Source organism: Dyella agri (genome assembly GCF_044904705.1).
In the GTDB taxonomy this organism is placed as follows: Bacteria; Pseudomonadota; Gammaproteobacteria; order Xanthomonadales; family Rhodanobacteraceae; genus Rhodanobacter_A; species Rhodanobacter_A agri.
Genome location: NZ_JADIKL010000001.1, coordinates 58,667 through 78,596, shown reverse-complemented (window position 1 = coordinate 78,596; position 19,930 = coordinate 58,667). Strand labels below are relative to the sequence as shown.

At 67.3% G+C, this 19,930-nt stretch carries 18 protein-coding genes; 6 read left to right on the top strand and 12 right to left on the bottom strand.

The features are described from left to right. Nucleotides 1-55: 55 nt before the first annotated feature. From mfd to ISP14_RS00325, 4 genes are all read right to left on the bottom strand, one after another. The gene (gene mfd / locus ISP14_RS00340; protein ID WP_404534991.1) at nt 56-3,520 is read right to left on the bottom strand and encodes a transcription-repair coupling factor; all 3,465 of its coding nucleotides are present in this window, start codon (nt 3,518-3,520) and stop codon (nt 56-58) included. Nucleotides 3,521-3,638: 118 nt separating this feature from the next. Continuing rightward, a complete protein-coding gene (locus ISP14_RS00335; protein WP_404534987.1) occupies nt 3,639-4,241 on the bottom strand; it encodes a GNAT family N-acetyltransferase in 603 nt (200 codons plus the stop codon). A gap of 100 nt (nt 4,242-4,341) precedes the next feature. Continuing rightward, complete coding sequence (tsaA, locus tag ISP14_RS00330; protein ID WP_404534985.1) at nt 4,342-4,887, bottom strand: tRNA (N6-threonylcarbamoyladenosine(37)-N6)-methyltransferase TrmO; 546 nt, start codon at nt 4,885-4,887, stop codon at nt 4,342-4,344. Between the two features lie 78 nt (nt 4,888-4,965). Beyond that, a complete protein-coding gene (locus tag ISP14_RS00325; protein ID WP_404534982.1) occupies nt 4,966-5,379 on the bottom strand; it encodes a winged helix-turn-helix transcriptional regulator in 414 nt (137 codons plus the stop codon). Between the two features lie 104 nt (nt 5,380-5,483). Between ISP14_RS00325 and ISP14_RS00320 the strand changes: the two genes are divergently transcribed. Beyond that, the gene (locus tag ISP14_RS00320; RefSeq protein ID WP_404534980.1) at nt 5,484-6,149 is read left to right on the top strand and encodes a hypothetical protein; all 666 of its coding nucleotides are present in this window, start codon (nt 5,484-5,486) and stop codon (nt 6,147-6,149) included. 57 nt (nt 6,150-6,206) lie between these two features. Here the strand turns inward: ISP14_RS00320 and ISP14_RS00315 are convergent, their stop codons facing one another. Together ISP14_RS00315 and ISP14_RS00310 are read right to left on the bottom strand one after the other, a co-directional pair. Further along, nucleotides 6,207-6,716, bottom strand: a complete 510-nt coding sequence (locus tag ISP14_RS00315) for a Slp family lipoprotein (protein ID WP_404534978.1) — start codon at nt 6,714-6,716, stop codon at nt 6,207-6,209. A 109-nt stretch (nt 6,717-6,825) separates the two neighbouring features. Further along, the gene (locus ISP14_RS00310; RefSeq protein ID WP_404534975.1) at nt 6,826-7,752 is read right to left on the bottom strand and encodes a 23S rRNA (adenine(2030)-N(6))-methyltransferase RlmJ; all 927 of its coding nucleotides are present in this window, start codon (nt 7,750-7,752) and stop codon (nt 6,826-6,828) included. A 109-nt stretch (nt 7,753-7,861) separates the two neighbouring features. Between ISP14_RS00310 and ISP14_RS00305 the strand changes: the two genes are divergently transcribed. From ISP14_RS00305 to ISP14_RS00290, 4 genes are all read left to right on the top strand, one after another. Then, nucleotides 7,862-8,209 (top strand): hypothetical protein, encoded by a 348-nt coding sequence (locus tag ISP14_RS00305; RefSeq protein WP_404534973.1) that lies wholly within the window; start codon nt 7,862-7,864, stop codon nt 8,207-8,209. A 111-nt stretch (nt 8,210-8,320) separates the two neighbouring features. Next, nucleotides 8,321-10,033, top strand: a complete 1,713-nt coding sequence (locus ISP14_RS00300; RefSeq protein WP_404534970.1) for a copper resistance system multicopper oxidase — start codon at nt 8,321-8,323, stop codon at nt 10,031-10,033. Further along, nucleotides 10,030-11,265, top strand: coding sequence for a copper resistance protein B (locus ISP14_RS00295; protein ID WP_404534967.1), 1,236 nt, complete (start codon nt 10,030-10,032; stop codon nt 11,263-11,265). Before ISP14_RS00300 ends, ISP14_RS00295 begins: the two co-directional genes overlap by 4 nt. 12 nt (nt 11,266-11,277) lie before the next feature. Continuing rightward, the gene (locus ISP14_RS00290; protein ID WP_404534963.1) at nt 11,278-11,898 is read left to right on the top strand and encodes a c-type cytochrome; all 621 of its coding nucleotides are present in this window, start codon (nt 11,278-11,280) and stop codon (nt 11,896-11,898) included. A 49-nt stretch (nt 11,899-11,947) separates the two neighbouring features. On the opposite strand, the gene ISP14_RS00285 is transcribed toward ISP14_RS00290, so the two are convergent. After that, nucleotides 11,948-12,589 (bottom strand): NAD(P)-dependent oxidoreductase, encoded by a 642-nt coding sequence (locus ISP14_RS00285; RefSeq protein ID WP_404534961.1) that lies wholly within the window; start codon nt 12,587-12,589, stop codon nt 11,948-11,950. A gap of 113 nt (nt 12,590-12,702) precedes the next feature. Here ISP14_RS00285 and ISP14_RS00280 point away from each other — a divergent pair, with 113 nt between their 5' ends. Then, the gene (locus ISP14_RS00280) at nt 12,703-13,602 is read left to right on the top strand and encodes a LysR family transcriptional regulator (protein WP_404534959.1); all 900 of its coding nucleotides are present in this window, start codon (nt 12,703-12,705) and stop codon (nt 13,600-13,602) included. A 589-nt stretch (nt 13,603-14,191) separates the two neighbouring features. On the opposite strand, the gene ISP14_RS00275 is transcribed toward ISP14_RS00280, so the two are convergent. From ISP14_RS00275 to ISP14_RS00255, 5 genes are all read right to left on the bottom strand, one after another. Then, the gene (locus ISP14_RS00275) at nt 14,192-14,986 is read right to left on the bottom strand and encodes a hypothetical protein (protein WP_404534956.1); all 795 of its coding nucleotides are present in this window, start codon (nt 14,984-14,986) and stop codon (nt 14,192-14,194) included. A 195-nt stretch (nt 14,987-15,181) separates the two neighbouring features. Then, the gene (locus ISP14_RS00270; protein ID WP_404534954.1) at nt 15,182-16,111 is read right to left on the bottom strand and encodes a DMT family transporter; all 930 of its coding nucleotides are present in this window, start codon (nt 16,109-16,111) and stop codon (nt 15,182-15,184) included. A 48-nt stretch (nt 16,112-16,159) separates the two neighbouring features. Then, nucleotides 16,160-18,280, bottom strand: coding sequence for an AsmA family protein (locus ISP14_RS00265; protein ID WP_404534951.1), 2,121 nt, complete (start codon nt 18,278-18,280; stop codon nt 16,160-16,162). Between the two features lie 98 nt (nt 18,281-18,378). After that, nucleotides 18,379-19,197, bottom strand: a complete 819-nt coding sequence (locus tag ISP14_RS00260; protein WP_404534949.1) for a siderophore-interacting protein — start codon at nt 19,195-19,197, stop codon at nt 18,379-18,381. A gap of 78 nt (nt 19,198-19,275) precedes the next feature. Continuing rightward, a complete protein-coding gene (locus ISP14_RS00255; protein WP_404534946.1) occupies nt 19,276-19,923 on the bottom strand; it encodes a PadR family transcriptional regulator in 648 nt (215 codons plus the stop codon). Between the last annotated feature and the right edge of the window lie 7 nt (nt 19,924-19,930).

Below are 19,930 nucleotides of genomic sequence, written 5' to 3'. Positions count from 1 at the left end.
AGAGGTGATGGTCCGCATGGTGCGTGTCGCGGATGAACGCCGGCGATGGGCGCGATCAGCCTGGCCGCCGTGCGCCCAGCAGCACCAGTACCTCCTGCGCGCTGCGGATGCGTTCGCTGGCGCCGGGCAGGTCGAGGGTGATGCGCAGCTTGTCCTGGCCGTCCAGCTTGTATACGCGCGGCAGCTTCTGGATCAGTTTGATGATCGCCATGGGATCGACTTCCGGCTTGTCGCGGAAGGTAATGCGTCCGCCGTTGGCGCCGAAATCCAGCTTGCGGATGCCCAGCGGCGTGGCCATCAGCTTGAGGCCGGATAGCGCGAACAAGGTCTTGGTCGGCTCGGGCAGCAGGCCGAAGCGGTCGATCATCTCCACCTGCAGGTCGCGTAGCGCATCGTCATTGCGTGCGCTGGCGATGCGCTTGTACAGCGTCAGGCGCGTATGCACGTCGGGCAGGTAATCGTCGGGGATCAGCGCGGGCAGGTGCAGCTCGACTTCGGTCTCGTGCTCGGAGGAAAGGTCGAAATCGGGCACCTTGCCGCTCTTCAGCGCGCGCACGGCGCGGTCGAGCAGTTCGGTGTAGAGGCCGAAGCCGATCTCCTGGATCTGGCCGGATTGTTCGTCGCCCAGCAGTTCGCCGGCGCCGCGGATTTCCAGGTCGTGCGTGGCGAGGGTGAAGCCGGCGCCGAGTTCTTCCAGCGAGGCCAGCGCTTCGAGGCGCTTCTCCGCGTCGGCGGTAATCGCCTTGCGGTCGGGCACGATCAGGTAGGCATAAGCGCGGTGGTGCGAACGGCCCACGCGGCCGCGCAGCTGGTGCAGCTGCGCCAGGCCGAAACGGTCGGCGCGATGGATGATGATGGTGTTGGCCGTCGGGATGTCGATGCCGGTTTCGATGATGGTGGTGCACACCAGCACGTTGAAGCGCTGGCGATGGAAGTCCGCCATCACCCGTTCCAGTTCGCGTTCGGCCATCTGGCCGTGAGCGATGCCGATGCGCGCGTCGGGAATCAACTCCTCCAGCTCGCGCGCGGTGCGCTCGATGCTCTCCACCTCGTTGTGCAGGAAATACACCTGGCCGCCGCGTTGCAGCTCGCGCTGGAACGCCTCGCGGATGGTGGCCGGGTCCCACGCCGAGATGAAGGTGCGCACGGCCATGCGGTGCGCGGGCGGCGTGGTGATCAGCGAGAGGTCGCGCAGCCCGCTCATCGCCATGTTCAGCGTGCGCGGGATCGGCGTGGCGGTCATGGTGAGCAGGTCCACCTCGGCGCGCAGCTTCTTCAGCTGCTCCTTCTGGCGCACGCCGAAGCGTTGCTCCTCGTCGACCACGACCAGGCCGAGGTTCTTGAACTTGATATCCGGCTGCAACAGCTTGTGCGTGCCCACGATCACATCGATGTGGCCGTCGGCCAGCCGCTTCAGCGCCTCGTTCACTTCCTTGGCGGACTTGAAGCGAGAGAGCACGTCCACCTTCACCGGCCAGTCGGCAAACCGGTCGGCAAAGTTGCGGTAGTGCTGCTGCGCGAGCAGGGTGGTGGGCACCAGCACGGCGACCTGCTTGCCGGCGGTGGCGGCGGCGAAGGCGGCGCGCAAGGCCACTTCGGTCTTGCCGAAGCCGACGTCGCCGCAGATCACGCGGTCCATCGCGCGCGGCGCGGCGAGGTCGCGCAGCACGGCGTCGATGGCCTGCTCCTGGTCCGGCGTTTCCTCGAACGGGAAGCTGGCGCCGAATTCCTCCACCAACTGGCGGTCGATGGACAGCGATTCGCCGCCGCGCGCTTCGCGTTGCGCGTAGATACCCAGCAGTTCCGCCGCCACGTCGCGTACCTTCTCGGCGGCCTTCTTGCGTGCGCGCTCCCAGGCGTCGCCGCCCAGCGAGTGCAGCGGCGCCAGTTCCGGCGCGGTGCCGGAGTAGCGGCTGACCAGGCCGAGCTGCGCCACCGGCACATAGAGCTTGTCGCCCTTGGCGTATTCGATGACGAGGAACTCGCCCTCCATGCCGCCCAGCTCCATCGACAGCAAGCCCTGGTAGCGGCCCACGCCGTGGTCCACGTGCACGATGGGCGAGCCGACGGAAAGCTCGGTCAGGTCGCGGATGATCGCGTCGGGATCGCGCGCCGCGCCGCGGCGCCTGCGCCGTTCGGTACGCACACGCTCGCCGAACAACTCGCGTTCGGTGAGCACGGTGATGGCGGGCTGCTTGAGTGCGAAGCCCTGCTCCAGCGGCGCGATGGTGATGGCGAAACGCGATGCGTCAGCGGCCGCGGGAACGGCGAGGAAGGCGGGCCAGCCATCGATGTTGCCGGGCTTCAGGCCCGCACCTGCCAGCGTTTCCAACAGTGCCTCGCGACGTCCCGCCGAATCGGCGGCGACCAGCACGCGGCCGGGGTAGTTCTCCAGGAAGTGGCGCAGCGAGGTGCCCGGTTCCTCGCCCTTGCGGTTGAGCGGCAGTTCCGGCGCTGGCTGGGTGCCGGCGTCGACCGCATGCGCGTGGCCGCTTTCGACGACCTCCACGCGCAGGCGCTTGTTCAACTGTTCGCGCAATTGCTCGGGCGACAGATACAGCTCGGCCGGCGGCAGCACCGGACGCTCGATGTCGTGGGCGCGCTGGTCGTAGCGTTCGGCGGTCTGGGCATGGAAGGCCTCGCTGGCCTCGCCCGCGCCTTCGCCCAGCACGAACAGTGCGTCGTCGGCGAGGTAGTCGAACAAGGTCGAGGTCTGCGGGAAAAACAGCGGCAGGTAGTACTCGATGCCGCCCGGCGTCACGCCTTCCTTCATGTCCTGGTACAGCGGGCAGCGGCGCACGTCGATCGGGAAGCGCTCGCGCAGCGCATGGCGGAAATCCTTCGCCGCGTTTTCGGTGAGCGGGAATTCGCGCGCGGGCAGCAGCTCAACCCGCTCCACGGTCTGCGCGGAGCGCTGCGTTTCCGGATCGAAGCTGCGGATGGAGTCGACCTCGTCGTCGAACAGCTCGATGCGGTAGGGCTGGTCCACACCCATCGGATAGATGTCGATCAGCGCGCCGCGCACGGCGAAGTCGCCGGGTTCGGCCACCTGCGGCACGTTGCGGTAGCCGGCGGCTTCCAGCCGGCGCTGCTCGGCGGCAAGGTCGAACTTCTGCCCCTTCGCCACCATCAGCCCGGATCCGGTGATGTGCGAACGCGGTGCTATGCGCTGCATCAGCGTGGCCACCGGCACCACCAGCACGCCGCGCTTCACGCCGGGCAGGCGATACAGCGTGGCGATGCGCTGCGAGACGATCTCCGGGTGCGGGCTGAATACGTCGTAGGGCAGGGTTTCCCAGTCGGGAAAGTGCAGCACCGGCAGGTCGCCCGCGAAAATGCGCAGTTCGTCCTCCAGCGCCGAGGCGCGCTGGGTGTCGCGCGTCACCGCGACCAGCAGGCCTTCATGCGAGCGCGCCGCTTCGGCCAGTAGCAAGGCACGCGACGAGCCGTGCGGCGGCGTCCAGTAACGGCGCTGTTTCGGAGTGGTCGGAAGTGGGGGATGCGGGATCGGAGCGGGCATGGACACGTTGGCGCTGGAGGGCGCGAACGTTTGATCGCACCGGGAAAGCGCCCAAGTGTAGCGTGACCCGTCAAGCCCACCTCTCCCGTGTGCGGAGAGGTGTTGGGGGAGAGGGGCTTTAGAGCCGCAGCGTGATCTGCGCCGTGCCCGGCTCGTCCGGCATCAGGCGCTGGGTGAAGCCCAGTTCCCGGCACAGCTCCAGCATCGGGCGGTTTTCCAGCAGCACATAGCCCCAGATTTCGGCGAGGCCGCGGTGGCGGCAGTCGTCGACCAGGCGTTGCATCAGCAGCGCGCCCAGGCCTATGCGGCTCCAGTCGTGCTCCACGATCACCGAAAACTCGGCGCTGTCAGCGGACTCGTCCACATAGATGCGGCCCACGCCGCGGATCTCGGCGGGGCGGACCGACTCGTCCACCAGCACCAGCGCGGTTTCGCGCGCCGGATTGATTTGGCACAGGCGTTGCGCCATCGGCGCGGGCAACTCGGACATCGCGTGCAGAAAGCGGCGGCGGATGTCCTCCGGCGACAGCCGGGTGAAGCAGCGTTGCAAGGCCGCCACATCGCCGGATTCGATCTCGCGCAGCCACAGCTCGCGGCCGTCGCGGCTGCGCACGCGTTCGCCGTGGGTGGTGTGCACGGCAAGGACGGGGGCATAGCGTTCGCGGCTGCGCGGGGGCAGCGGCGGATTCGGGGTCACAGAGCGCAGACTGGCGGAGATCATTTCAATACTTCGGCGTATTGTGTGCAGTGCAGCATGATCCGATTCCGGCAGTGATACAAGTCTTTGCGCCGGTTTGCCGCAGTCGCGCAAACGCTGCGGTTCAGCCTTGGCCGCTATCCGCCGGCTTTCGCGGCCGCTTCGGGCCGGGCGCGGAATGCCGGCCCTGGGCCGCGTCGATGGCGTCGATCCAGCCCGCCCGCGCAGCAGGGAAGGCATCGGCGTAAGGCACGTAGGGCTTGATGTCGAGGATGGGCGTGCCGTCCAGCAGGTCCACGCCGCGCACGCGCAGCGCTCGCGCTTCCACCGCGACCAGCTCTACCGCGGACAAGCCGATCGCGCTCGGCCGGTGCGGCGAGCGCGTGGCCAGCACGCCGCGTTTGCCGCCGCCACGCGGGGGCCGCACCTGCGGTTTCCAGCCCTCGCTGCGATGGAACACGAAAATCAGCCAGATCCGCTCGAAACCGGCGAGATCGGCAAACGCCTCGGCGGGCAGGCCGTCAACGAATTCGATGCGGGCTTCCGCCTCGTTGCCCGTTTCGGTGCCCGCCACCACGGTGGACTGGTGCGGCGCGTCGATGCGCCGCGCGTAGGGCGAGCGGACATGAGCGATGGGGTGGGCAGTGAAGGGCGCGTGCGACGTCGGCATGGTCGGCATGCGAGCCGTGGTCTGGGGATGGCCATTGTAGTGGCGTGCGTCCATCGCCGCGGTTTTCCGTGCAGAGCCTTATTTTGCGGGTGTCTTGCGCGTACGTGGCATGGCCGCGGCTTTTGTTGCAGCTCCGGCGTTCGCCGGCCCCTGGCCCATCACCATCGTTCCCGGTATGTGCTGTTTGCCCCAGCGTACGAACGCAAGCAGCACGTCGCCCAGCGCCTTGCCCTTCGGGGTAAGCGTGTAGGCATAGCGTACCGGGCGCTGCTGGTAGGGCGTGCCGACGATGATGCCGGCGGCCTCCAGGCGTTTGAGGCGTTCCGCGAGGATGTTGGTCGGGATGTGTTCCGGCGAGTCGGCGAGTTCACCGTAGGTGGTCTTGCCGTGCAGCAGGTCGCGCACCACCAGCAAGGTCCATTTGTCGCCCACGATATCGAGCGAATTGGCAACCGCGCAGGCGGAGCGTGCGAAGGGCTTGGCGCTGCTCATTCAGGCAATTCTCTGGCACTACTATTAGTAGCTTGCATTATGCAAGTAAGTGGGGTAGCGTCGCCACAAACTTGCAAAATGCAAGTTACTAGAGGAGAGCTTCCATGTCAGCCACAGTTCTTCCGCGCCCGGCCGGGTCGCGGTCCGCGAGGACCGGCGGTATTCGCCAGGGAGTCATCCTGGCCCTGGCCGCATGGTTCTCGCTTGTCTTGCTGCTCGGCGCATCCGGCGCCTTCGTCGGGCGTCCGGGGCAGCCGCCGGTCGCGATTGCCATCGGGTTCGGGGCGCCCTTGCTGCTGTTTTTTGCATGGCTGCGGCTCACGCCATCGTTCCGTGCCTTCGTTCTCTCGCTCGACCTGCGTCTGATCACCGGCATGCAGGCCTGGCGATGGGCCGGCCTGGGCTTCCTGTCGCTGTACGCGCACGGCGTGCTGCCGGCGATGTTCGCGTTGCCGGCGGGCCTCGGCGACATGGCGGTCGGTTTTGCCGCTCCGTGGATGATCCTGGCGCTCGTGCGCCGCCCTGAGTTTGCCGCCAGCCGGGCCTTCGTCCGCTGGAACGTGCTTGGCATGCTCGATCTTGCCGTGGCCGTCGCGCTGGGCACGTTGAGTGCCAGCTTGTCCACGGGGGCTCCGGGCGAGATCACGACCGCTCCCATGGCGACACTGCCGCTGCTGGTGGTTCCAGTGTTCCTGGTCCCGCTGTTCCTTATGTTGCACACCGCGGCATTGATGCAAAGCCGGCGCATCGCCCGCGGCCTGGGCGCGTAGGAAGCGTGGAAGCGCGGCGTGCGAGTCGCCGCTGGCGACGGCGCGCCGCGCTGCAACTCAGCGGATGCCGACCCCGACACCCACGCCGAAGCTGACGTTGGGATGGCCGCTGCGCATTTCGTCGGCGGTCCACACGTGCGACTGCGCGACTTTCACCAGCGGAAACACGTAGTCGGCTTCGCCGACCTTGCCGGCACGGCTGCCGGCAAGCTGGCCGTCTACGGTGATCGGTGCGCCATTCGGGTAGTTCATCGGCTCCGCGTAGCCAGGGAGGATGGCGATGAAGCGTCCGCTGCCGTCGGTGCCGAATTTCGGCCGCTGCGAGGCGTCCAGCGGATAGGCGAGGATCTCGATCTCGCTGTGGTCGGGCAGGTTGCTTACGCCCACCACGCGGCCGCCCCAGATCACCTGGCCCCGTGCGTACTGCTCGGGTGACTGCGCCACTTGCATCGGCATGGCGGCGATAGTGCCGGGCGCGACTTTGTAGATCGGGGCTGGTGCGCAGGCGGCGAGGCCCAGCAGCAGGGCAGGCAGCAGGATGCGGGCGGAAACGGCGGCAAAGCGCATGGCGATCTCCGAGGCGAGACGGTGTTCCGAGCTTAGAGCCAGTCCGTGATCGCCGCATAGCCAGCGTTGCCTTGCCTGCTCAGGCCATGCGGTGATCGCGGACAGCTTTTCAGCGTCGGCGCGATGGCGGCGGCAGCCGCACCGGCTTGGCGGGGGCCGCGGCGGATTCGGCCACCAGCCAGTCCAGCGTCCACTCGGCGGGGCGTTCCTGCGTGAGCAGGCGCGCGAGTGCCCGCAGCGGTTCGCGCAGGGTTTCGTCGAGTTGCCAGGGTGCGTTGATGATGGCCATGCCGGAACCGTTGAGGCGCAGCGGCGAATCGTCGCCATGCACCAGCAGCTCCGCACGCAGCACGCGCTTGGCGCCGCAGTGGGAGAGCCAGCGCAGGAAGGGCTGCACCTGGCTGCGCCGCTTGATCGGATACCACACCGCGTAGATGCCGCTGGGCCAACGTCGCAGCGCTTCCTTCAAGGCCTGCTCGATCAGCCGGTACTCGGCCTCCTGCGCCTCGTAGGGTGGGTCGATCAGCACCAGGCCGCGCTTTTCCTCCGGCGGCAGCAGCGCCTTCAATGCCTCGTAGCCATTGCGCTCGTGCACGTGCATGCGTGTGTCGCGGCGGAACAGCTCGCGCAGTCGCGCGGCTTCCTCCGGGTGCAGTTCGCACAGTTGTGCGCTGTCGCTGTCGCGCATGGCCAGCGCGGCCTGCAGCGGCGAGCCGGGGTAGAGCTTCAGTCCGTGCTCGTTGCCGGGCAGGGCGAGGATGCCGTCCAGCCAGCGGCGCAGCAGCGCCGGCAGCGTGGCGGCATGGGCGTCGCCGCCGTGCAGGTCAGGGAACAGCAGGCGGGCGATGCCGTCCTTGTATTCGCCGGTCTTGTCGGCCTCGGCGCCATCCAGCGCATAGCAGCCGCTGCCGGCGTGGGTGTCGATCACGCAGAACGGCGCAGGCTTGAGCTTGAGCGCCTCGACCAGCGCCAGCAGCACGGCGTGCTTCAGGACGTCAGCGAAGTTGCCTGCGTGGTAGGCGTGGCGGTAGTTCATGGCGGCAGCCGCGGGATGGTGCGCAAGTATAGGCTGCGGACACTGTGCAGGCCGCATGAAGCCGACTCCAGAGTTGAGCGGGCACGTAGCGCATCGCTATGCTCGCGGCATGGGTCGTTCGCCTCTCCGCCAACTGCGTCGCTGCCGCCTGCTGTTCGTGCTGGCGTTGTGCGCGTGGCTGGGTCTGGCCGGTTCCGTGTTCGCCCGTGTCGATTGTTGTGCAGGCATGGGAGACACGGCCGGTGCGATGACCATGACACACCTTGCCGGCGCCCCGGCATCGCCGCACGCGGACGGCATGCATGCCGATTGCACCTGCGCGCACGCGACGGCGACGCTGCCGGAACTGTCCGCACCCATGTTGCCGGTATACCCCGTCGCAGCGACGTGGCAGGCATGGCCGGCCGCTGCTCCCGAGCTCCCCCACGCGCCGCCCTTGCGGCCACCGCTGGCCTGAATCCTCCCGCCCATGCCGACCCGTTCGGCTGATCGCCTGCCCATGGCAGGCCCGTTGCCGCGTGTGCGGCGATGCAAGGCGGAGTCCCCGGGATTCCGCGAGGAGTGAAGGATGAACAGGCAGGATCCGCGCGACGTGCAGTTGTCGCGCCGACGTTTCGTGCAAGGCCTGGCGCTGGGCGGCGTGGCCGCCGGGCTGGGTTTGCGCGCCGGCACCACGCTGGCGCAGGAGAGTACGGTGCGCCGCGAATTGCGCGGCACGCATTTCGAGCTGTCCATCGGCGAATTGCCGGTGGACTTCACCGGGCGCAAGCGCCTCGCCACCGTGGTCAACGGCCAGTTGCCCGCACCCTTGCTGCGCTGGCGCGAGGGCGACACGGTGACGCTCAAGGTGACCAACCGCTTGCGCGTGCCCAGCTCAATCCACTGGCACGGCATCCTGCTGCCGTTCCAGATGGACGGCGTGCCCGGCATCAGCTTTCCCGGCATCGCGCCGGGCGAAAGCTACACCTACCGCCTCCCGGTGCGGCAGAGCGGCACCTACTGGTACCACAGCCATTCCGGTTTCCAGGAGCAGGCCGGCCTGTATGGTCCGCTGGTGATCGAGCCCGCCGGCGGCGAGCGTTTCCCCGCCGATCGCGACTACGTCGTGATGCTCAATGACTGGTCCGACGACGATCCCGGGCACATCTTCGCGACGCTGAAGCGGCAGAGCGACTACTACAACTTCGCCAGGCCCACGGTGCCGGATTTCTTCCGCGACGCGCGCGAGCACGGGCTGAGCCAGGCGCTTGCCAGGCGCAGGATGTGGGAACAGATGCGCATGAACCCGACCGATTACAGCGACGTGTCGGGGCATACCTATACGTACCTGATGAACGGCCATGCGCCGGCCGGCAACTGGACCGGACTGTTCCGGCCCGGCGAAAAAGTGCGGTTGCGTTTCATCAACGGCTCGTCGATGACCTTCTTCGACGTGCGCATTCCCGGCCTGAAGATGACCGTGGTCGCCGCCGATGGCCAGGACGTGGAGCCGGTGAGCGTGGATGAGTTCCGCATTGCCGCGGCCGAGACCTACGACGTGATCGTGGAGCCCCGGGAAGACCGTGCCTACACACTGTTCGCGCAGTCCATCGACCGCAGCGGCTACGCCCGCGGCACGCTGGCGCCGCGGCCCGGCATGCAAGCGGAAGTGCCGGCGATGGACCCGCTCGTCTGGCTGGGCATGCAGGACATGATGGGCGCGATGGCGCAGGACGGCGGCGCGCACGCGCACGGCGCCATGCCGGGCATGGCCGCCGTGCCGGCGGTGCGCCATGCCCGTACCGAATACGGTCCGGGTGTCGACATGCACGTGGACAGGCCCCGCGGCAACCTCGACGACCCGGGCGCGGGCATGCGCGGCCATGGCCGCCGCGCGCTCAGCTACGCCGACCTGCATACCCTCGGCGGCGCCATCGATACGCGCGAACCCAGCCGCGAGATCGAGCTGCATCTGACCGGCAACATGGAGCGCTACATGTGGTCCTTCGATGGCGTGAAGTTCGCCGACGCGAAACCCATCCATTTCCGCGCAGGGGAGCGGCTGCGGATCGTGCTGGTCAACGACACGATGATGAACCACCCGATCCACCTGCACGGTATGTGGAGCGAGCTGGAGAATCCGGCCGGCGCATTCCAGGTGCGCAAGCACACCGTCAACGTGCAGCCGGCGCAGCGCGTGGCTTACGGCGTGACGGCCGATGCGCTGGGGCGCTGGGCCTATCACTGCCACATGCTCTACCACATGGAAGCGGGAATGATGCGCGAGGTGGTGGTGTCATGAGTCGCGATCCATTGACCACCGTCATCGCCTTGCGGCGTTCCCTTTGGCTGGCGGCCGGGTTGCTGGTGCTGGCTGCGCCAGGCATGGCCGGCGCCCAGACGACGCCGGCCCCGGCCAGCAGTTCCGCCACGACGGACATGGGCTCGATGCCCGGCATGGACATGCGCCCTATGAGCGGCATGTCCATGCCGGCCAGCGCAGCCCAGCCATCCGTCGGCGCGACGAAGGCCGGCAAACATCATCGAAAGCCGGCAGCGAAACCTGCGCAGCACATGCCTGGTATGAGCCATGGCGCCACGGATGCCATGTCCGGCATGGCCCACGACGCCATGCCGGCGATGGCGTCGCCGGCCCGGCCGGCTTCCAACGCGGGCATGGAAGGCATGGGGCAGCACGCCATGCCGGACATGCATCCGGACACGGCGAAGACAACCGGCCAGGATGCCATGCCCGGCATGGGTGGCATGCCGCACGATGCCGGCACGCCGGCCGCCACGACGATGGGACCCATGCAAGGCGGCAAGCCGTCGGCCGATGCGCGCAGCCCCGACTATTCGGACGGTGTCGACTACGGCTCGATGCGCGACATGGATATGCGCGACAACGCGCCATTGGGCATGCTGCTGTTCGACCAGTTAGAGGCGTTCCACGGCAAGGACAGTCATGGGCAGGCCTGGACGGTGCAGGGCTGGTATGGCAACGACAACGACAAGTTGTGGCTGCGCAGCGAGGGCGAGCGCAGCCGCGGCGGCATAGAGAACGGCGATGTCGAGGCGCTGTGGAGCCATGCCGTCGCAACGTTCTGGGACGTACAGCTCGGCGTGCGCCAGGAACTGGGCGATGGTCCCTCGCGTCATTGGGCCGCGTTCGGCATCCAGGGGCTGGCACCGTACGGGTTCGATCTGGAGGCCACCGGCTACATCGGGCCATCCGGGCGAACCGCCGCCCGCCTGCGCGCGGAGTATGAGCTGCTGTTTACGCAACGGTTGATCCTGCAACCGGAGTTCGAGGTCAACGCCTATGGCCAGTCCGATCCGGCCCGGCGTCTCGGCGGCGGCCTGTCGGACGCCCGGTTCGGCCTGCGCCTGCGCTACGAGATCCGCCGGGAATTTGCACCCTATGTCGGTGTGGTGTGGACGCGCCGCTTCGGCGGCACGGCCGACTTCGCACGCGACGATCGCCAGGCCATCTTCGACCGGCAATGGGTGGCCGGTATCCGCATCTGGTTTTAAGGGAGTCCCAGCATGAAATGGCACATCAAACATCATGGCCTGACCGTCGCCGCGGTGCTCGCGATCCTGGCCGCGGGTACCGGAGTCTTCATCTACTCCGGCATCTACAACATGGGTGCGGATGATCACCACAGCCAACCGGTGTTCGCCGCGCTGCAGACCTTGCGCGACCGCTCGATCCATCTGCGCTCGGAGGACATCAAGGTTCCCGCCCTCGACGATCCGCAGTTGATCCTCAAGGGCGCCGGTCAGTACGCCGCCATGTGTACCGGTTGCCATCTCGCTCCCGGCATGGGCGATTCGGAGTTGCGCGTGGGGATGTACCCGCAACCGCCCGATCTTTCCAAGGTGCGGGTCGATCCGAAGCGAGCCTTCTGGGTGATCAAGCACGGCATCAAGATGAGTGCGATGCCCGCCTGGGGCATGGCCGGGCACGACGATCCCACCATCTGGAGTATGGTGGCTTTTCTCGAGAAGCTGCCGGGTATGACGCCGGCGGAATACAAAGCCATCGTGGCCAAGGCGCCGCCAGACGATGACATGGACATGGGGCACGACCACGCCGATGGCAGCCATCCCGGCATGGACGACATGCCCGGGATGGCCGGTACGGCAGGAAGCCCGCCCGCTTAGCGCCTGTTCGCGATCCTCACATGGCTATGCGGTGATCGTGAACCGGCTCTCAGTAAGCCACGGTGATGCGGCGGCGTGGTGCGTCGCCTTTCTCGACACGGTCGAGCAGGGCGACGGCGTAATCAGCCACGCTGATCCGGCTCACACCGTTGGCATCGGTCAGCAACTGGTCCCCGCCGGTACGGTAGCGGCCGCTGCGCTCGCCGTCTTCGATCAGCGCCGCAGGGCTGATGTAGGTCCAGTCGATGGGCGACGTGCTGGCGCGGAACGCCTCGAGTGCGCGGCCCTGGGCCTCGGCCTCAGGCTTCCATGCCGCCGGGAAGGCCGGGTTGTCGATCACCCGCACGCCAGGCGCGGTTTCCAGGCTGCCGGCGCCGCCTACCCAGACCAGGCGTGGCACGCCGGCGGCGGGCAGCTGGTCGAGCAGGATGCGTGCGTTGGCGGGCAGGCTGTCCGGGTTGCCATCGCGGCGAGCGGACAAGCTGGCCACCGCCGCATCGCTGCCGCGCACGGCATCCAGCCAGGTCTCCGGGCGCGCCACGTCGCCGGCGACGAGCTTCAACTTGTCGTGGCGCGTGTCGAGGCGGGCCGGGTCGCGCACGATGGCGGTCACGGCGTGGCCGCGCGCCAGTGCCTCGTCGAGGATGGCGTGGCCGATGTGGCCAGTGGCGCCGAACAGTGCGATGTGCATGGGGAGTCTCCGTTGGATGAGCAGCGGCGCACAGCATGCGCCGGATCATTGGGGCGATAAATCGCCTGTCATGAAATTCACTGTAAAGTATTGATTGACAGTGGAGAGCGCACATGGGCGAGGTCAACCTCAATCGGCTGGCGGTGTTCGTGACGCTGGTGCGCGCCGGTTCGTTCACCGCGGCGGCGGAACAGCTGGGCCTGACCAAGGCCATGGTCAGCCAGCACCTGGCACGGCTGGAGCGCGAACTGAGCGTGACGCTGATGGTGCGCAGCACGCGGCGGATGGCGTTGACCGAAGCCGGTGCGATGTTTCACGCGGACTGCGTGCGCATCCTCGGCGAGGCCGAAGCGGCGATCGAGCGCGTGGGCGAGAACCGCGAGACGCCGCGCGGCACATTGCGCCTCACCGCGCCGGTGAACTACGGCACGACCGTAGTGGCACCCGCGCTGGCCGAGTTTCTGCGTCGCCACCCGGGGGTGAACGCGGAACTGGTGCTGGACGACGGCATCAGTGATCTGATCGGCGGCCGTTTCGACCTGGCGATCCGTGGCGGTCCGCTACGCGATTCCGGGCTGCGTGCGGTGCGCCTGGCCGGCTTCCGCCAGTTGCTGGTAGCGGCGCCGGCCTACCTCGATGTACGCGGGCGGCCGCGCCGGCCGCAGGACTTGGCGACGCACGACGCGATCCTGCTCTCGGTGCTCAGTTCACCCGCCAGCTGGGTCTTCACCGCGCGCAACGGCAAGCAGGCCCGCGTGCGCCTCGTGCAGCGCGTGCAAAGCGACAGCGCGGCTGCCGTGTATGCGATGACCTTGGCTGGCGCAGGCGTGGCGGTGCTGCCCGACTTCATGGTGCGCGCCGACCTCGTCGCCGGGCGACTGGAACATCTGCTGTCCACCCAACACCTTCCCGAAGGCAGCTTCCACGCGGTGCACGCCAACCTGCATGCGCCCGCCAAGGTGCGTGCCTTCATCGAGTATCTGCGGGAGTACATCGCTGGCAAGACGGAATGAATTCCTGCGCGCGCAGAGCAGCGGCGCTGAAACGGTCGTCATTTACTGCCCGCTATGGTCGTCGGCGGACTGCCCTGGTGTTCTCTAGGACACACCGGAGCAAGTTGATTCGTCGTTGTATGTTCGTTGATTGGGCGGAAGAAAGTGCTCGACTTGAATCCAGCAGAATCGATCAACGATTCCGTCGTGCCTGGTCTTCACAAAAGGTATTGTTCCGCATCCGCGTTGCCATACAGGTTGACTCGATGGGTCCCGACAAGGTGAAACCCCTTGCGGCGGTCAGGGTGACTTAGGGCAGTGCTGACGAAACAAATGGACTGCCCTTTGATGCTGCGCTCTGGTCCAGCATTTGTCTTGTTGGCCGCTTGGCCGAAAGCTCCGGTGCTGAACAACAAAATGTTGCAGCGATTGCTTGGGGACTATGGCTTGCCAAGACGCTAACCGTGATGAAAGCCCCCTGTCGGTTGCTTTGATGCATAAAGAGCGCGTTTGCCAAACCCGGACCAGACTGCACCTCTCTCGCTGCTTCTAACAGAACGTGCGATCTGGCCACGTTTCTTAATAGTCGATACGCAAGCCGTGTAGAACGCTAGAAGCGTTTGAGCGTCTGCGCCTGCTTTTCGGCAAGGGGTGCATCAAGCGATACGTAGGCTGGCATCGACCAGCTGGCGCTCTGTCCCTTGCCGCATGAGCCATAGCCGCATTCGTTCCAGATGTAGAAGCTGGCGATACGGTCGGCGGCGTCGTACAGCGTTGACACTTGGGTCGGCCCGTTGCCGTCCGCGGGCTTGAGCGTGAACTTCCATTCCCACAAGGTGCGTACTGCCGGAACGGAAACCTTCGGCCCGGAGCCGATGAAGACATATTCGCCGGGTGGCAGGGTGACCTGCTTGCCCCGCTCGATGGTGAGCACGTACTCCTTGCCGACCGTCCAGGCATAGGCCGGACTACGCTGCGAATCGGGGCCATTCTGCATCAACAGCAGGTCCGCGGCGGGATCTTCCTCGCGATAGTCTTTCGAACCGCCACCGCGGTTGACCAACCCGCCCCAGTTCATCTGATAGTGGCCATCAACCCGTTGGGGGCCGCCGTGTGCCCAGGTCTTGTTGGGAAAGTTGACCTGGATGGCGAAGAAGTTGAGTCCCTGGGCGACGGCATTTGTCACGCGCAGGCGCGACGACACCTTGATGATGTCGTGCGGCGTCCCGGGGAAGGCAGCGTGGCTGTGAGGGTCATTCGCCGTCGGGCCGATGACGAAAGGCGGCAGTACGGATGCGGCCGCGACGGCGTTACCAGCGGCCAACGCAACACTGCATCCCAAGGCCAGCCCTGCCAGGGCCGCCAGACGCGGATGGGCTCCCGGGATCGATCCTTGGACCTGCATACTGGCTTGCCCCTCGCTGTTTGTGTCGACCTGAGTATCTCTGATCGTGATTGCCGCCGTCGCGCGGCAAGCAACGCGCCATATAGGTGTCGGTCAGGCGGTGACCCCAAACCTTCGTACCGCCCGCCCGGACCTCGAAATCCGCGCCCGTTCCGCATGTCGGCGCAGTTCGTTCGGAGCGACCAGGACCAGCACCTACTCCACGATGTTGTGGCTCTCAGTCGTTCCCAGCAGCTCGGGCTGACCGGCCGGCTGCTGCCGGCGCCCCAGCAGGGGATGCGCGAACACCGCGACGAGGATGACCGCGACGCCCGCATAGAACCATCCGTCGAGCTGCCGCTGCTCGCCCAGCAGCAGCATCGCCAGCACGATGGCGTAGACCGGCTCCAGGTTGGTCACCATCTGCATGCCGAACGCGCTCATGTGGCGCAGCGCCACCAGCGCCAGCGCGAACGGCAGCAAGGTGCAGCCGAAGGACAGCCCGAGCAGCAGCAGCGCGTCATGCGCGCCCGGCAGCACGAAGGCGGCGCCCGTGTGCGGCAGCAGCGGTGCGAGCAGGGTGAGGAAGGCGGTGCCGGTGCCGAGCTCGATGCAAGTGACGGTGAGCGGGTCGCTGTGTTCCACCAGCCGCTTGTTGAGCGAACCGAACAAGGCCACGAACAGCGCTGACAGCACGCCCACCGCGATGCCGAGCCGCATGCCGTGCGGCACGCCGCCCACCACCATCGCCACGCCCGGCACCACGGCTACGCCGATCAGCAGCTCGCGGGGGTCGAACCGGCGCTTGGCGACCCATGGTTCCACAAAGGCCAGGAACACCGGCCCCAGTGCGATGCAGGTGGCGCCTACCGAGGCATTGGCCAGCTTGATCGCGGCATAGAAGGTAAGCCAGTGCAGCGATACCAGCGCGCCAATGCCGGCATAGGCCCAGCGCAGCCGCGGCGGCATCGCGCGCAGGCCACGCCATACCCGCGGCATCAGCAGCAGCGCGGCCGTCACCAGCAACATGCGCCACCACACCAGCGGCAACGCGGGCAAAGTGATTAGCTTGCCGAGGATCGCGGTGAAGCCCCACAACAGCACGCAGAAGTGGATCTGCAGTCGGGCCCGGTGGGTGGCTTGCATGGGGGACACATCGATGGGAGACGCCGCATTCTACGTCGCGCCCGTGATTCAGCGCCGGGCTGGCGTGCTCATCTGCTGCAGGATCGTGGTGCAGGTATTGGCGTCGCCGGTGCCGTGGCTGGGGGCGACCAGCGCCAGCAGCGCGGCCGCGGGTGCGGCGAACACGCCCAGCGCCACCGCGCCGGCACCGCGTGCCAGCAGCGGGCCGGTGTGCACGCCCACGTCGGGCTGCTTGAACGTGCCGCGTACGTACAGTGGCGAGCGCAGCGACAACACGCGGAAACCCTTGGTGTGGGGCGTCACGTCCAGGTCCATCTTCTCGTTGGCGAAGTTCACCGTGCCCTTGACGTCGATAAGGGCGTCCTGGGTATCGAACACGAGCAGCCGGGTGCGGAACAGGCCGTCCTGCGCCACGAGATCGCTGGCGGCGCAGTCGATCTTCACTGTCTTGTCGCCGAACAGCTTGCCGAGCACGATGTTGCCCACATTGAGGCCGGCCATCTCGAGCAGGTTGCGGCTGATCGCGCCGTTGTCCATCAGCAGCTTCAACTGGCCGCTGGCCGTGCCGAGCAAGCTGGCGACGGAGTTGCCGCGTGCATCCAGCGCAGCGTCGCCGTTGATCTCGCCGAGGCTGGTGCGCATCGCCGCGAAGCTCTGCGACAACTGCTCGATGCGCAGTTGGCGTACACCCAGTTTCAGCGTGCCGCGCATCGGTGCGGCCCCGCCGTCCAGGCGCAGCATGCCGTTGACCTGGCCGCCGGCCACGCCGAAGCGCAGCGGGTCCAGTGCGAGCGCGCCGTCGTCCATCACCAGGTGCGTGGACAGCGACTGGATCGGCAGCGACGGGCCGTGCTCGATGCGCCCGGCGGAGAAGGTGACGTCGGCATCCATCGCCTTCCAGCGATCGGTGCGGAAGGATTGCGTAGGCAGCACGCGATCCGATGTGGCGGGCGGGGGCGCGGTGGTGCTGGAACCGCCGCCGCCGACCAGCGGCGCGAGATCGGCGAAGCGCAACAGCGTGGCCTGCACCTTGCCGCTGAGCTTGGGGCGCGCGCCGCCGGTGACGTAGTCGACGTCGCCGGCCAGGTCGCTGCCGCCCACGCGTGCGCGGAAACCGTGATAGCCGAACTGGCTGCCCTTGCGTCCCAGTGTGGCGGTGAGGCGGCCGCGGGTGGCGTAGGGCGGGGTATCGGGAAGGGTCACGCCGAGAATGGGGTAGAGCTTCGCCATGCTGGAGCCGGCGAGCCACAGGCGCAGGTTCAGCGCGCCGAGATGGATGGGGTCGGTGAGCGTGCCGACCAAGGCGATGTGGGTATCGCCGATACGCAGTTTTGCCTGCAGCGGGAACGGCTGGTTGGACTGTTGCAAGGCCAGCACGGCGCCGATCTTGCCGCTGCCGTCCAGCGACGCGCCCTGGTAGCTGCCTTTCGCGGTCCAGGCGAACTGGTAGCTGGACCGCCGCGCGGCTGCGTCTTCGGGCTGGCCTTGCTCGTCTTCCTTGCCCACTGTCTTGTCGGCACCGCGCCCGGCGCTGCTGACCGCCTGCGTGCGTGCTTCCGCCGCCGCTTGCGCCACGATCTGGTCGTAGGGAATCGCCTGCTGCAGCGGTTCGATGTGCGCGGCTATCTTCACGCGGCCGGTGGCATCGTCCAGTGCGATCTGGCCGGCGTCGAAACCGATGGCGCCGAGGTCCACCGTCCATGCGGAAGGTGTGCTGCTCTGCGGAAGGTCGAACGTCCAGTTGGCGCGGCCCTGTGCGTCGCGCTCCAGATCCACGCTGGGGTTCACCAGTTGCAGGGTGGGAATGCGCACGCGGTGTTGCAACAGGTCCAGCGGCGAGAGGCTGAAGCGCAACGCGTCGAGATGTGCGAACTGTGGCTGCTTCGTCCACGTCGGGTTCGCCACGGAGATGTCCTGCGCCACGATGTGCGGCCACGGCACCCAGGCGCGCCAGCCCTGCGATTGCGCGTCGCGCATCCACTGCACGCCGAGGTTGCCGTTGATCGCGAATGGGCGGCCGATGGCCGTGCTGGCCTGCGCGTTGATGGTCGGCTTGAGCTTGTTCCAGTTGAACAGGGAAAGCGCTATCACCAGCGCCGAAACCAGCACGATCAGCAAGGTCGCGGGCACACCGATGATCCATGCCAGCAGTTTGCGGCTGCGCTTCATGATCGTTTCCCTGTAGCCGCGATGCGGCACCCGATAGCAATGGTGGTGCGCCAAGGCTTAACCGATGGCATGGCAAGGTTTTGTAGTGAACGCCCGGTTCAACTCATCTCGCGTTCATGCGGCGATCCATCCTCGTCGTCGTCCGCATGGGCTTTCCAATAGCCGGTGGCCTTGATCCAGTCTTTCGGCACGCCGCGCTGATCCAGCCATTGACGCATGGCGCGGGCGCGGCGCGATTCGGCGGCGATCCAGTAGAAACTGTCGCCTTCGATGGTGGGCAGTTCGCGCAAGGCCTGTTCCAGGCGGTGGCTGTCCGCGGCGGGTTCGCCGTTGCGTTCCAGCCAGCGGATGTCGGCATCGGCGCGCGTGTGCAGCGACTGACGATCGGCGGTTTCGGGAAGCTCGATCAACGCGGTGGCGCGTGCATCGGCAGGCATCTCTTCCAACCAACGGCCGATTGCCGGCAGGGCAGTCTCGTCGCCCACCAGCACGTAGCGGTCGAAGTCGCCGGCCACCACGAACGAACCGCGCGGGCCGCCGGCGCCGAGGCGCTGGCCTGGCGCAGCCTGTGCCGCCCACTCGGAGGCGGGGCCGTCGCCGTGCAGCACGAAGTCGACGACCAGTTCGCCGCGTGCCGCATCGTGGCGGCGCGGCGTGTAGTCGCGCATGGGCGATGGTTCGAGGCCGGCGGGAAATTCCAGGCCGTTCGCTCCTGGCGTAGGCAATACCAGCGCGCCGGCGCGGTCGGGGAAGAACAGCTTCACATGGTCGTCGGGCGCTGCGCTGTGGAAGCCGCGCAACGCGGCGCCGCCGAGTGTCACCCGCTGCATGTGCGGAGAGAGACGCTCGACGCGCAGCACGTCGAGCCTGCGCAGCACGACGTCGTGGCGCAGGCGCTGGTGGGCATGAAGGGCCATCGTGGTTACCTCGTGGGGAGCGGGCGCTGGCGATGGCTGGCGCGTGGGAAAGTCGCCGCAGGATGGCGGCTGGTGTCGTCAATCGTGCGGCCGGCCCGAGGCGATTTCGCTGGCCGCACGCTGCAGGACTGCAGCCACGCGTTCCGCCTCGGCCTTGTCCCAGCTCATGCGCATCAGCAACGCATGCTTCAGCGCATGCATGGCCTTGCGTACTGTCATGGGGGCGGCCATCTTCGCTGCGACGCGCGCGCTGTGTTCGGTACGCGCGGTCATCGCATCCACGGCGGCGCGGTTCTCGTCGAGGAAGGCACGCCCTTCGGCGGTGATGGCGTACAGCTTGCGATTGCCTGCTTCGCTTTCCACGCGCACGTAGCCCATGTCCTCCAGCATGGCGAGGGTGGGGTAGATCGCACCGGGGCTGGGCGTGTACTGGCCGTGGAACATCTCTTCGATGGTACGGATCAGTTCGTAGCCGTGACGCGGCTGCTGCTCGATCAGCGCCAGCAGCAGCAGCTTGAGATCGCCGTGGCCGAACATGCGGCCGCTGCCGCGACGCCCGCCGCCGCGCAGTCCGTCCCGGCTGCCGAAGGCGTCGTCGCCGCGATGCTCGCCGAACGGGCCATGGCGGCCGGCGTGGTAGCCATGTCCATCCTCGTCCATGCAAAAGAACCGCGGGTCGTGATGGTGGTGGTGTGCAAAGCGATGGAACAGGTGGTGCATGCGCATGACATAC